This window comes from Psychrobacter glacincola (assembly GCF_904846215.1).
GTDB lineage: Bacteria > Pseudomonadota > Gammaproteobacteria > Pseudomonadales > Moraxellaceae > Psychrobacter > Psychrobacter glacincola.
Window position 1 is genome coordinate 270,119 of record NZ_CAJGZK010000002.1, and the last position, 13,802, is coordinate 283,920.

The following is a 13,802-nucleotide window of genomic DNA, read 5'->3' on the forward strand; positions in this document are numbered from 1 at the left end:
AATAATATAGACGGAGTACAATCTTATGAGCCTACCTCTATTAAAACCCTTATTATTGACTGTTGGTGCAACCTCATTAGTGTTTTTTGGTGGCGTTATCGCCTTATCTGTCCAGTCGCCCAGCGCTGATGACGCACTATCAGCTGCGAATGCCATGAGTCAAAATACTGACATTACCTCTATATCCTCTGATTTATCGTCCTTTAAAGCCGTGGCAAACCCTCTCACGCAATCCCCATTTGCCAATCCATCACCTCTGGCGGCACTCACAGCCACGCAAGCAACTGCGCTTGCGCAGCAAGACGCGCCCAATTCAGTATTGCAGGCTTCACCCGAGCTCGTCAATTATAACGGCACCGTCGCTTATGAGGTGCTATTAGACAGCGGCGCTACTTATATTGATGCCAGTGTCGGCACTGTACTGAATCCGGTTGCGACCAATGACTATCGTGCTGAGAGATTTGACGATGACGATTATGAAGATAAGCACCACGATGATGATAAACGTAAAGAGGATAAACATCGCAAAGCACACGATAAAAAATACTATAAAGAGAATGATCGCCTAATCGCCATGAGCTATCAGCAACATGATGAGGAGGAATACGATGACTAATACCAAATCACATTCGACACCAGCCGTCAAAAAAACGGCTAAAAAAGCAGATCCTTTTGCCGCTCTTAAAAGCAGCATTATGATGGTCTCGATTGCAGGTACTATGGCAGGATGGCTGGTACTACTCAATCAAGAACAAAAAACTGCCCCTGTGAGCACTGCCATTATAAGCACTGCTGTTGCTGAGTCTGATGAAAGGGCAGTCACGCCAACGCCCATCGCTGATATCAATCAATTGCGACAGGTCAATGCAGTCGCACCTGTTGAGGTAATAAGGGTTGTCGCTCGTACGCGATCTTCTCAATAAATAAGAAAAACCACAGATTATTTAGTTTGAATGTTTAGTCAAGGGAGGGCTTTGAATGCACACAAATATGTCCAATCAAACAACACCGCAACTGGCAACGATTAAACTGTTTGCCATGGGTTGTCACATTCAAATTAGCTTAAATACCACAAGACTGAGCGCGCAACCTTCACAAATGAGAATAGACCAACAAGTCGCTTTTTTGACAAACGATATTCAGCAGCGCTTAGCTGACTGGGAACATATCTTCAGTCGTTTTGATGACAGCAGTGAGCTTATGAGACTGAATAACCGTGGCGACCAATGGTCTGAGGTGAGTTCAGAATTATTTGAGGTGTTGCAGCGTGCCATTCACTTTGTCTCAAAGACTCAAGGCTTAGTAACACCAACGTTATTGCACCCTCTATGGGACGCAGGCTATAAGCATTCATTTGAGACCTTGCCCAAAATGTCTGTGCCATCATTACCTGTTACTAGCGTAAGCACCCCTACAAACGTGCAAGACACGACAAGTGCTAACCATGCCAATCAGCAGATAGAAGGTATTCAGCTTCGCCAGTTAGCTGACAGACAACATCAAGTATATCTGCCAGCTGGCATGGCACTGGATTTGAATGGATATGTCAAAGGGTGGTGCGCCATGCAGTTGGCGGAAAATATTAGCCGAGTTCATGACTGGCATATTCCCTGCTTAGTCGATATGGGTGGGGATATCGCGATTGGTGTTCCAAAAAACCCAACAGATAAACCGGTGTCTTGGGGAGTGGCTGTTGCCAAGCCGTATTTTGCCAATAGTGAGCACGTTCACAATGATGAAGATGTGGCGATCCTCAAGCTCAGCTCTGGGGCTGTCGCCACATCTGGGCAAGATTATCGTCGCTGGTTGCACGACGGCCGCTGGCAACATCATTTGATCCATCCGCATGACTTGCGTCCAGTAACAAGTGACGTCCTAACTGCAACGGTACTGGCGAAAGATGCGATGACGGCGGAGGTATACGCCAAATACTGCGTGCTTCTTGGTGTTAAAGCAGCCGTGGCGTGGCTCAACAAACACCATATTGCGGCGTTGTTAATAGATAGGGATAACAAAGTGATGGTGACTTCTGCCATGCGTCCAAACCTGCTTGCTAGTTAATTTATCACGCGACATGCGCTAGATATCAATACATTAAGTAAAGCCATTCATAGGAGCATAGTCATGCATACAGACCATCCTACCAGCAGTCATACTGCTTCCAATACTAATGTTCTCACTCAGGCTCTATGGGTTGGCTTAACGTTAAGCATTGCTATCGGAGTTGGTGGTTATGCGTCGTTAACTTGGGGAGAGACGGTATCTCAGCTACTGACCAGCACAGATAAACACTTTTGGTATTTATCACGGGCAAGCGGTGTTATCGCTTATACGTTATTTTGGTTGGCAGTCATTTTTGGCTTGTTGTTAAGCACTCGTTTAGGCAAGCGCTTTAATGCAGCGCGGGTATTTGTCTTACATCAGTATCTAAGCCTGATTGCCGTAGGCTTTGCCGCGTTTCATGCTGGTATCTTATTAGCAGATAATTTCTTAAATCTGAACTTATGGCAGGTGCTAATGCCTTTTGGTTTTCAGACTGAGCGTGTGGGCGTGGCCTTGGGGCAGTTGGGGTTTTGGTTCTTATTTATCTGTGCGTTTAGTTTTTATATTAAGCAGTATATTGGTCAATCAGCATGGCGCTGGCTACACTTTTTGACCTTTATGGCGTATATGTTCATCAGTATTCATGTGTTTATGGTGGGCTCAGACAGTCGCGCGCTGCCTTTGTTATTATTTTATGCCGGCAGTCAAACAATAGTCTTTTTACTAATAACCTATCGAATAATCGCTTTAAAGCAAGCAAGGTAACTATGTGGAAATTGGTGTGTCATTATAGGCTACACTGACATATTCTAATTTATGTCTAAATCGTTTGAGGGTATCTATGCTATGCATCATTCTATTCACGACGAAGCTCATCTAAGCAATCGCAATCATTGGCTTAGGGCAGCAGTACTTGGTGCCAATGATGGACTGATTTCAACCGCGAGTCTATTAGTCGGTGTCGCTGCAGCAAGTGCAAATAGTCAAACACTGCTATTGACAGGGATGGCCGCGTTAACCGCAGGTGCGCTATCGATGGCAGCTGGTGAGTATATTTCAGTATCGTCTCAAGCTGATACCGAAAAAGCGGATCTGGATAAAGAGTTGCATGAACTGACTCATAATGCTGAGCGCGAGCTATTTGAGCTCACCAAAATTTATGAGAAACGTGGACTGGATCATGTCTTAGCGCATCAAGTTGCCATAGCTTTGACTGAGCATGATGCACTAGAGGCGCATGCCCGAGATGAGATTGGTTTGACAGATCTGAGTCAAGCTAAGCCGATTCATGCGTCAGTTGCTTCTGGATTGTCATTCATTGCGGGCGCCATATTACCGATTATTGGTATTTTACTTTTGCCAGCACAAACACTGGTTTGGTCACTCGCGACTTTAACGATAGTAGGCTTAGCGCTACTTGGCATAATATCAGCGCGCTTGGGCGGTGCCCCTGTTATTCCTGCTACGTCTAGAGTTGTGATATGGGGTGTGCTCGCTATGGTCGCAACATCATTGATTGGTCGGTTGTTTGGGGTGGCAGCATTATAGGGGCCTCATAAAACTGGTCAGTAAATAAGGGTATACCTTAGCGGAACCAGCTATCTCACCCTTCAAACATATTAACAGACTACTCAAAATAGACTGTTAATATGGAACCATCTATAACAGACTTTAGAATTATAGGACTGGTTGCTGTGCTTTTTTCCTATCATTAGCCTATACCTAAAACATAAAACTTCTAAACGATAACTTAGCTATCATTAGACTTGTTTCTAAAATTAAATGATAGTAATATCTTGCTATTATCAATGAACATTAATTATTAAGTCTAAGTAATAGAGGTCGCGTTATGACCGTTCGTATTTATGTGAGAGCCAGCACTAAGGATCAAGATGCTAAGAGAGCCTTGTCTGACTTGATTAGCTTTAGCCAAAGCTATAATGATAACCATGTTGAGTATGTTGAGCATTTCAGTGGTACAAAGCTCGATAGGCCAGTATTAGCTAAGCTATTAAAGGACGCTGATCAAGGCGATATTCTGCTGGTTGAAAGCGTGGACAGATTAAGCAGGCTATCTCAAGATGATTTTGCAATTCTAAAGCAGCGCATCAAAGACAAGGGCTTGCGATTGGTGGTGGCCGATCTACCAACCACGCATACGGTAAGTAAAGGCATGACAGGTGAGATCCTAGCAGTGATTAACCATATGCTGATCGACTTGTTAGCAACGATGGCAAAGCTTGATAACGATAAGCGTAGAGAGCGTATTAAGCAGGGGTTAGCGAATAGTGGTTATAAGCCCACAGGTAAGAAAGCCAATACAGTGAAACATAATCGTATTAGAGAGTTGGCCAGTCAAAACAATATGACGAAAGAGGAGATTGCTAAGGCGGTTGGTGTTGGGGTGGCTACGGTTTATCGGGTGTTAAAGCAGGGATGATAGCTGAGGTTTTTTAATTGTTTATTTGCCTTCTTATAGACACAATGCGATCAGACATATAATGATTAATCTTATAGATTCTAATCATACATTCTGATTCGAAAAAATTGCCTCCAATATAGCCGGGGCGGTTCAGACCGCGGAAGTGGCAAAAATTGGTTTGGTGGCACAGATTAAAAGCGCCAATGCACAGCTAAATCAAGCCAATACCAACCAAGAGTATGGCTTAATCACCGCCCCGACCTCAGGTAAATTAGGGCAAATCAATATCCGTACCGGTCAGTTGGTGACACAAGGCACGCAGTTGGTTTATCTCATTCCAAAATCGATGTGGGTCATTGCCAATTTTAAAGAAACCCAAATTGATAAAATGAAAATCGGGCAAAAAGCGTGGTTTACTGTCGATGCCCTAGGCAAACAAAAATTTACGGGGGTAGTCAAAAGCATCTCCCCCGCAACAGGGTCAGAATTTAGTGTCATTAAAACCGACAATGCCACCGGGAATTTTACCAAAGTGGTACAGCGCATTTCTGTACGCATTGACATCGATGGCAATCAAAGTCGTCTGAATGAATTGATACCCGGCATGTCGGTAGTGGCAACAGTAGATACGTCAAGTTAGCAAATTACCCCTTTTTTATTCTCCTTGGCCAAACGCAGTTTAGTGAATTAAGCTTAAAAAATCTTTCGCTAAATAAGCTGGGTTAGGATATTGATAGAACCCTTCACCCGTGGCTTCACCCAATTTGTTGGTATCGACCAGTTCTGCTTTGAGCTTTTCAGCGGGCTGCTGCAAAGAAGGGTCCGTTTTTGCCAGTTCATTAAAGATATTGTAGTTGGTTGTCATGCCATTTTTATCCAAAATCGCCATCGGTCCAAAGGGTGAACCCGTGGCTATCATCCACGTTTTATCAATGGTTGCGGCGTTGGCAACGCCGTTTGCCCACAGTTTTAACCCCGCTACCAATAACGGAATCAATAAGCTATTAAGCACATAGCCCGATTGTTCTTTTTTCACCGCTATCGGTAGCATAGCAATGGCTTTGGCAAATTCGATGACGTCAGCATAGACTTGTGGGTCGCAACTTGGGGCCGCCATCAACTCCACCGTATTACGGATATGGATATGATTGGCAAAATGCAGCATCAAGAATTTTTCTGGACGGTTAGTAAAGGTCGATAACACGCTTGGCAATAACGTCGATGAGTTACTGGCAAACACGGTTTTGGCAGGGGCGGCAGCTGAGGCTTTTTGATAAAAATCTTGTTTGATATCTAAGCTTTCTGGCACCGCTTCAATCAATAGGTCTGCATCTTTTAACGCCTCATTCAAGTCAGTGGTGTAAGCTAAATTTTTGCTAGCTGCTGCCACTTGGGCATCGGTTTCACCTAGGTCGTGCTGATGCTGATTGGCAAGGTCGGTAAAGCGGGTTTTCGCCTTAGCAATCGCGTCATCGTTAATATCATAAATAGTCACATTAAACCCATGAAACGCACATTGCACCGCAATTTGGTTGCCCAATACGCCACTGCCTGCCACGGTAATATTTTTATAGGGTACTTTGGATAAATCCGCTTTGGGTGGTTTTAAAAAGTCAGGATTTTTAAAGGCGGGATTGGGGTATTGATAAAACCCTTCGCCCGTTGGTACGCCCAATTTATTTTGCTCGATGTACTCTTTTTTAAGCATATCAACGACCGCTTGGTCCTGTTGTTTGCCCTTAGCCACAGCGAGCTTGTAAATATTGTAAGGGGTAGTCAGCCCCAGCATATCATAAAAAGCAAATGGTCCCATCGGCGAGCCTGTGCCAAGCATCCAAGTTTTGTCGATGGTTTGAATGTCAGCAATGCCTTGGATATACAGCTGCATCCCTGCATTTAACCAAGGATTGAGTAGTGAATTTAGTACATAGCCCGAGGTTTCTTTGTTGACGATAATAGGCACCATGCCAATTTGTTTGGCAAACGCGGTCACCGCATCAAATACATTAGGGTCAGTATCGGCATGTGACATAATTTCGGCAAGATTGCGCTTCCAAATCTCATTGGCAAAATGCATCATCAAAAACTTAGCAGGACGGTCGGTAAATTTGACCAAATCACTGGGCAACATGGTAGATGAGTTACTGACAAATACGGTTTTCTCGGGTGCGGCTGCTGAGGCTTTTTGATAAAAATCTTTTTTGATGGCGACATCTTCAGGCACTGCTTCAATCAACAGGTCTGCGTCTTTTAAGGCGGCGCTTAAGTCTGAGCTATAGCGCAAGTTTTGCTCAGCCTGTTTAGCTTGTTCGCTTGTTTCACCCAAATCATCCTGATGACGTTTGGCGATATCGGCAAATTTGGTTTTGGCTTTATTGAGCACCTCATCATTGATATCATACACAACGACTTTAAAACCATGAAACGCCGCTTGTACGGCGATTTGATAGCCCAAAACACCACTGCCTGCGACTGTGATATGGGTAAAATTAACAAGAGGATTCGACTCTGACATACAATACTCCTAGATTGATTGGCAAATACGCAACTTTATTTTTGGTATTATCGTATTTGCTAATCACTATGTTTAATAGCTTAAGTTTAATGAAATAAGTTTAATGGCGTAAAAAGGTAAAAAACCGTTGGCCCAGTCACAGGCTAACGGTTTTTGAATGATTAAAGGCGATGTAGTTTTTTACCCAATGGGTGAAATTTTACCCCAAACAATGCCCCCATAACCGCCCCGCTACTGGTTTTTTGCCAAATTTAAAGGTTATAAAAATCTTTATCAAATGCCTGTTTTAGATTGATTGGCTCGGCACGTTTTTTATGATTTAAACGAAGGCGAGTGGTCGAGGCGGTCTGATAGGCACGCAGTCGCGCGTGCTGCAAATTACCAATCGGACGGTTGGCTTCAATACAGCGAAACGGGGTAAATGACAAGTGTTCCATAATGTCAAAATTACCGTCATCCGGCACATCTTGGCAAGGGATGGTAAGTTTTGCCACTGTCACAAATGGCGCGTCTTTTTCATCCCATTCTTTGGTCAAGTCATTGATGGGTTGGTCTTTTAAATTACGGCATAGCTGGATTTGCACATCAAACTCATAATCATGCTCACGGATTTCTTGTAAAATCAGAGGACGAATCGCCTCGCTGGTGGCATTGACATCTAGCTCACGGCGTTTGATTTTGGCTTGTGATGCTTTGGTCGGGGCGACACGGATTTTTGCCATATAGTCGCCATGACGCACCGCCCCTTGTGAGTAAAAACTGTATAACAAGGTATTTTGCGGTTTGATGGTTTTAAACTTACTAAAAGCCCTAAAAGTCTTGAGGGATTCTTTGGATGGCAGTTTTTTGCCATATTGGGTAATCCAGTCAAAGGCAAACTTGGCTTGGCCTTTCGCGCCTTTGGCAAAATAATCATTTAATTGTAAAAATAGCCGTGAAATATAACTATAGTCTTGGATAGTATTACAAAAGAAAATAGGGAAATTAATCAGATTGTAGTCAAAGTTTGGGCTATCTGGCTCATCTGGCAGTAATTTGTCGCCTTTGACACCAAAGACTTTAATCGCCAACCCTTGAGAAAGTCCCAACTTGTTGTCGGCAGCCACACGAGATGAGCCGTTAGAAAAACGAATCACCGCTTCATGGCGAGCGGGTTTGGCATAGATACCTTGGGCATATTCTTTGGGCAGTTTTGGTAAAATCTCAAAGTTGGCTTTTAACGCACAGTAGCCTTTGGCATGGGCATCTCGGGTGTGATAGTTGATTTTGCTAACCGTGTCTGATTTGCCGATATAGTCACGAATATCTGCGGTGATTTGGTCGATGGCTTTTTCATCGTCGCTCGTAAGCTGGTCGATGGCTGGGTCAAACTTGGCATAACGACCACCGAATAATTTATTTAACATGATGATTGTCCTTTGTTATTTTCATTATTTTATAAGGTTAAGTGTACTAAAACGCCTAACCTTTCTTTATTTAGTTTTACACTAATATGAATTTTCGTTAAGCTCACTAATCCATTTAAGTGCCGACAAGCTCGGTACAAAAAGATATTCACCGCCTTGTAGGGTATTAAATTGCAAAATATTGGTATGACGCTTACGAATTGGCTCATCGGGTACGGTGAACACATCGCTATCAGCGCCACTACCTGCGTGTACGCCTAGCATTGGGTCACGCTCTTCCCCAAGGTTCATAAAGTTACCGTCATTAATCCATTGGCTTTGCAAAAACTCCAGCGTGTCCATGGCATGCGCGTTGATACCGATAAAAAATAAACCCCGTTCTTGACCATCGTCTTGGGTCACGTTGGGCGGCACGATATCGCCATACGAAACGCTACGGCGGATGATACGGTGAAGACGCACATCGCTTAGAATAAAATCTTTGGTATTGCGGGGGTTCATACGGCGAGCATGGGCACCAAATGGGCAGCCTTTGCCATAGGGATCGTCCGTGTAGTCAAATTTATTGTTTGCTACATTGTCTTTACCGAGGGCTTCATCATCATGGTCTGGGCTTAGGGTGATGGGGGCACCCGAACGCCAGCGACCGAACATTTTTGCCCCCAGTTTATCGGCTTTAGCGGGATCATTGTCGCTTTGTTCAAGGCAATAGTGGTGAAAGTCAGCCACATTACTGCGGTATTTTCGCAGTACCATAAATGAGCCGTTTTTACCCAATACTTCTGGTTGTGGCATGGGGGGTACCACGCCCGCCTCACCTTTATAACCTAACACAAATTCACCTGCCGCAATCGGGCGTTCGGTGTTATTTTCAAGGGTGATACCACTGCCATCCACTTCTGGGTTACTGATGCCATCGCGATAACCAAACACGTTTTTGACCTCACCATCTACGCCAAAATCATGTTCCACCAAGATTTCGATCGCGTTACGGCTGGTATCTAGATAAGGGGCAAACGCCTGTTTAAGTTCGGCAAGTTTGGCTTGCCATTTTTCTTGGCTATTGGCAATCACCGCGCCGCAAATATGAATATCGCCTTTATCACCAAATGGCGCAAGCCAGTTGCTAGGGTCATTGTCACCTTTGTCACCCAAGATATCGGAGCGGCCTGCCATACCTGCTTTGAAATTTTCTGGGAAAGAATCAAGCGAGCTTTGCGGTAAGCCTAAAGCTTTTAGCCCCTTATACGTCATCACAATGGTCAAATTGGCATCCATATCTTTTTGGAAATTTTTTGAGCCTTTGACGTTTGGTAATACCGCTTTTAATAATTCACGACCCGCGTTGCTGTCATTGACTTTTAGCGCGACAAGCGTGCCGTAGTAAGGCGCAGGGCGGTCATGCAAAATAATAGCTTGAATATCCTCAAGCTCCATCGTGGCGATATTGGGATAGATAGCGTTCGTTGCCCGTGTCATGACGCTGTGCAGCTGCGTGCCGATTTTTTGTTTGGCTTCGTGTACCCGTTCTTTGAAACTGCCTTTTTCAGCGGGTGTATCGCTGTGTTCAAGTTTGTCTTTAACGGCCTCTATGCCATGCTCGATACCATCTTGTAGATGGGTTTTTAATTTGCCAAGTAGGCTTTCATTCGCTGGGTTGTCGTTATTCATGGTCGTTCCTAGCAGAGAATCTTAAAAATTTGATGCTGAAAGCTTGTTCACCATACACCACGCTAAATATCGCTTGCTTATGGTAAAATCACTGAACAAATCGCTTTTGTATCGAAATTTTAACCTAAAGCTTGCCCGTTCAGAGTACGGTTAGAATAGTACGCTGATAAACGTGATATGGTGAATACAGGTTCTAAGCGGGCTTATTGGGCTTGTTCAATGGCTTTATTAATGCCACGCACGATTTTGTCATTACGCGCAATATCACGAACCGTCAGATGCGGTACACCTACATACCAACCGGTAGCGGTAATCTGATGGTCAAGGATAAATTGCTTGACAGTCGGGCTTTTAATCCCAGGCCAACCCTCTACATTGCCAAAAAGCAAATCCATGAGTTCTGGAATTTTGGTAGCAAAGTCGTTGATGTAAGCATCCCAATCGCCATCATAGGCGGTACAAAACAGTAGCTTAGTATCATTGTCTAAAAACACCAACCGCAAATCATGCAAGGTGCCTACATTGGTCGCCCCTGCAAGATTGCCTTTGGTAATTTCCAAAATTCGCTTGATACGAGCTGCCCCATATTTGGTCAAGGGGGCGATGGCGGTGAGTTCAGACACTTTGCCTGATTTTAAACCCTTTTCACCGGCACTGGTGACAGAATGGTCATAGCCATCATTAGCGCCCTCTTTTAGATTTGCCATGAGCATTTGGGCTTTTAATGCCACATCGTCTAATAAAGAAAGTTTTTCATTGTTTTCAGTTGTCATATTTATTGCCCTTATAGTTAGTTGATCATTAATTGAAGTGCATGATTTAAATTTATTTATCCCATTGTTTTGTGATTTAAAATTTAAATCTTTTTTATTATATAGTCAGCTGAATGTAAAAATGTTATGGATTTAAACGCGCTACTGGTATAAATTTTACTTGCGTGCTGCGTTCCCAGAGGCTGCGCAAAATTCATCCCAGTAGTGCTATGACATTTTTAGAGTGTATCGACTATATAAGGGTAAGACTTTTTAACGCTGTCTCTTGTTTTTTTTCTAAGGCTGTGAATTTTTTCAATAGTTGGCTGAGTCTGTGACACTGTATTTTCCTTTTGTTATTATCAATAAAGAATTTATGGATTATTCAATGTCTCTATAATAATGGCTCTACGCAGAGCTTTTAAGTATTGAGTTTTAAGACCTAAAATGAGTGAGTACCTATACCAGTCATACATTACCTTCCAGTTCACATTTTATAAACATACTCAAGTATAAAAAGTATTTTTCCGTATAGAGTGAATACGACGCTAGTTCATTTTGTTTGTGATAATCGGCATCAATGTGCTTATTTATTACGCTTACTTTCTAAAAATATCATGTCAATTATAATCAATGCGACACCGACACAGACACCTATATCTGCAACATTGAAAAGAGGATAATTCCAGACATCAGCATAATGCACATGGATAAAGTCAACCACTTTACCAATTCTTAAACGATCGATTAAGTTGCCAATCGCACCACCAAGCATTAAGGCCAACCCCATAGATAATAGCTTGGCTGCACGTGGCGCTTTGATTAAATAAACCGTTAAAAAGATAGCCATTACAAAAGCTACGCCTGAGAAAAACCATTTCTGCCAACCGCCAGCGTTGGCTAAAAAGCTAAATGCTGCCCCATAGTTATAAGCGAGTGTCCAGTTGAGAAATGGTTCAATGACCGGTACGGGGTCATTGAACGCTAATGTGGTTTGGGCCAACCACTTAGTCCATTGATCAAGTATTAATACCATTATCGCCAACAAATACCAGATAAAAGCGCGACTGCCATTGGCAACCATTTTTGGTATTTTGTCCAACTTATCTTTAGGTGTTATTGAGTTGCCTGAAGTCACGTACATAGCTTTAGGCGTATGATTTATGGTTTTAGAGTCAATCGATTGATGAGTACTACTCACAGCTATAGGTACCTTCTTGTCAGCAATATTAGTACTAGCCGATTCAACGCTATTCAATTTAGTACTATCTAATCTGTCGGTAGATTCAGTCATAGTTGTTTCCTTTATCTATGTTTATACAATGAACAATGTTAAACATATATGTTTTTGGTATACGATTATTAATCGCGCCACTTTCATAAACGGCTCCACTTACCGCTCTGGTATTATGAAACTTACGGTAATAATTTTTTATTAGGGAATCTGTTGATTGATTTCAACATTAACCTGAGTCTGTTCAACGCTAATCATTATAGGATTACCCGATAAGTCGCCTGATTCTGCTATGGCATTACCGCTATGACTAATACGAGCAACGACTGCTAACTGAGTTTTGTCACTACGAGCTGAATTTAACGTGCGATCTGGCATCATCGCATCAAGATTGCTTAAGCGGATACTAGCCTCACCTTGCTTGATAATACTAATGGGTAAACGTTTGGCGGCAAACGGAGGGCCCCCTTTCACATCACGTATCGCTACAAACAACACATCATCAGCTTTCACTAACGGTAATAAATTAGCGTTAATTTTCACTGTCACGTCAATACCTTCTAGCGCTTGCTTTTCTTGCGTGCTAACGTAGTTGCTTAACTCATCTAAGCTTGCTAAAGCTTTAGTATGATCACCTGGTTTGGCCACAATGCTGCCTTGTAAGCGTTTAATCCAACCTTGCGCTTGGGCAAAGTTACTACCACGTGCCTCACCCATTGCCATTAGCATCTGCGCACCTTCATGCTGTGGATTTTTGGCAAGGACATCTTGTAATACACGGCGGCTACTGGCATCAAGCTGACCTTTATTGGCAAAAAAGCTAATCTGCGCATAAGTGGTCGCAATCTCTTCATTGTCTGGTGACAGACGGTAAGCGCGTGACAAAGCTTCAATCGCTGAGTCGGTAGCTTCAAGCGATAAAAACAGCTCTGACAAACGCATCCAGCGATCAGGATCATCGGCATGACGATAAACGTTGGTCTGCATCGCGCTGATAAGCTGCTGGCCGTTTTCGATTGCCCATACAGGTGGCTTATCAATCTTAGCCGTCAATAGGTCATCAGCCACTTGTCCTACTTTGTCTTCGGCCGTCCACAGATCAAACACAGGCGTTCGGTCACCCACCATCAGATACGCCAGCGCAGCCAATACAGGCACCCAAACCATGAGGATCAAGCGGCTTTTGATACCAGGGGTGACCATCGGCGTGACTTCACGCTGGGCATCCAATAGCTGACGCTCCAGTTCCAGCTTTTGATTTTGATAATGGCTATTATTAATAGTACCGCTGTCTTTATCTGTTTGTAGCTCAGCTAAACGTTCGCGAAATACTGCAACATTAATATCTAGCAGTTGATTGTCTATTGGTTTGGACTGCAAACGCGGTGCTCGTAGCCATGGCATAATAGCAATTAGCGCAAATATAAGAGCAATCAGCAAGCTTAGAGCTACAAATAAGCCAAAAGTAGAAAATAGAGTCATTTTTTGTCCTCTATGCTAGTAATATCGTGGTCGACATTCTCAGCTTGCGATAATAGACGATCAAGCTCAGCCTTTTCCGCAGAGGTCAAGGCAGCAGTACTGTTCACTGTAACGCCGTTTTGGCCACGGGCGACAACTTGGCGGCGTTTACTTTGCCAAAACCACCCTATCAATAATACGATCAGTAGCAATGGCGGAAAAAACCATAAAATCCATGTCGATGGACGTACAGGCGGCTTGTAGCTGATAAAATCGCCATAACGATCCTGCATATAAT

Annotated in this window: 13 protein-coding genes and 1 pseudogene; 7 read left to right on the forward strand and 7 right to left on the reverse strand. The window is 43.4% G+C overall.

Annotation, left to right across the window (positions count from 1 at the left end; translation table 11 throughout):
• Positions 1 to 25 precede the first annotated feature (25 nt).
• From JMW90_RS14135 to JMW90_RS02280, 7 genes and pseudogenes are all read left to right on the forward strand, one after another.
• Positions 26 to 616: a PepSY domain-containing protein gene (locus tag JMW90_RS14135; RefSeq protein WP_011959973.1), complete on the forward strand. Its 591-nt coding sequence runs from the start codon at positions 26 to 28 to the stop codon at positions 614 to 616.
• On the forward strand, positions 609 to 923 hold the full coding sequence (locus JMW90_RS02255) for a hypothetical protein (RefSeq protein WP_020444569.1): 315 nt from the start codon (positions 609 to 611) through the stop codon (positions 921 to 923). The genes JMW90_RS14135 and JMW90_RS02255 overlap by 8 nt, the downstream gene beginning before the upstream one ends.
• Before the next feature lie 55 nt (positions 924 to 978).
• On the forward strand, positions 979 to 2,061 hold the full coding sequence (locus JMW90_RS02260; RefSeq protein WP_011959975.1) for an FAD:protein FMN transferase: 1,083 nt from the start codon (positions 979 to 981) through the stop codon (positions 2,059 to 2,061).
• A gap of 63 nt (positions 2,062 to 2,124) precedes the next feature.
• Positions 2,125 to 2,808: a ferric reductase-like transmembrane domain-containing protein gene (locus tag JMW90_RS02265; RefSeq protein ID WP_011959976.1), complete on the forward strand. Its 684-nt coding sequence runs from the start codon at positions 2,125 to 2,127 to the stop codon at positions 2,806 to 2,808.
• Positions 2,809 to 2,889: 81 nt separating this feature from the next.
• The gene (locus JMW90_RS02270) at positions 2,890 to 3,591 is read left to right on the forward strand and encodes a VIT1/CCC1 transporter family protein (protein WP_011959977.1); all 702 of its coding nucleotides are present in this window, start codon (positions 2,890 to 2,892) and stop codon (positions 3,589 to 3,591) included.
• Positions 3,592 to 3,892: 301 nt separating this feature from the next.
• Positions 3,893 to 4,483 (forward strand): recombinase family protein, encoded by a 591-nt coding sequence (locus JMW90_RS02275; protein ID WP_144296423.1) that lies wholly within the window; start codon positions 3,893 to 3,895, stop codon positions 4,481 to 4,483.
• A gap of 127 nt (positions 4,484 to 4,610) precedes the next feature.
• Positions 4,611 to 5,105, forward strand: a pseudogene (locus JMW90_RS02280) (HlyD family secretion protein); the annotation flags it as partial.
• A gap of 39 nt (positions 5,106 to 5,144) precedes the next feature.
• Here the strand turns inward: JMW90_RS02280 and JMW90_RS02285 are convergent.
• The 7 genes from JMW90_RS02285 to JMW90_RS02315 form a co-directional block, all read right to left on the reverse strand.
• Positions 5,145 to 6,980: a 3-hydroxyacyl-CoA dehydrogenase gene (locus tag JMW90_RS02285; protein ID WP_201561476.1), complete on the reverse strand. Its 1,836-nt coding sequence runs from the start codon at positions 6,978 to 6,980 to the stop codon at positions 5,145 to 5,147.
• 251 nt (positions 6,981 to 7,231) lie between these two features.
• Positions 7,232 to 8,386, reverse strand: a complete 1,155-nt coding sequence (locus JMW90_RS02290; RefSeq protein ID WP_004732681.1) for a catalase family protein — start codon at positions 8,384 to 8,386, stop codon at positions 7,232 to 7,234.
• Positions 8,387 to 8,467: 81 nt separating this feature from the next.
• Positions 8,468 to 10,057 (reverse strand): Dyp-type peroxidase, encoded by a 1,590-nt coding sequence (locus JMW90_RS02295; RefSeq protein WP_201561477.1) that lies wholly within the window; start codon positions 10,055 to 10,057, stop codon positions 8,468 to 8,470.
• Positions 10,058 to 10,260: 203 nt separating this feature from the next.
• Positions 10,261 to 10,830: a hypothetical protein gene (locus tag JMW90_RS02300; protein WP_201561478.1), complete on the reverse strand. Its 570-nt coding sequence runs from the start codon at positions 10,828 to 10,830 to the stop codon at positions 10,261 to 10,263.
• 565 nt (positions 10,831 to 11,395) lie between these two features.
• Entirely contained in the window at positions 11,396 to 12,103 is a 708-nt protein-coding gene (gene lspA / locus JMW90_RS02305; RefSeq protein WP_057758795.1) for a signal peptidase II, read from the reverse strand.
• Positions 12,104 to 12,244: 141 nt separating this feature from the next.
• Complete coding sequence (gene ccmI / locus JMW90_RS02310; RefSeq protein WP_201561479.1) at positions 12,245 to 13,525, reverse strand: c-type cytochrome biogenesis protein CcmI; 1,281 nt, start codon at positions 13,523 to 13,525, stop codon at positions 12,245 to 12,247.
• Positions 13,522 to 13,802 (reverse strand): cytochrome c-type biogenesis protein CcmH (locus JMW90_RS02315; protein ID WP_201561480.1); only part of this gene is annotated, 281 nt, incomplete at its 5' end. The genes ccmI and JMW90_RS02315, both read right to left, overlap by 4 nt.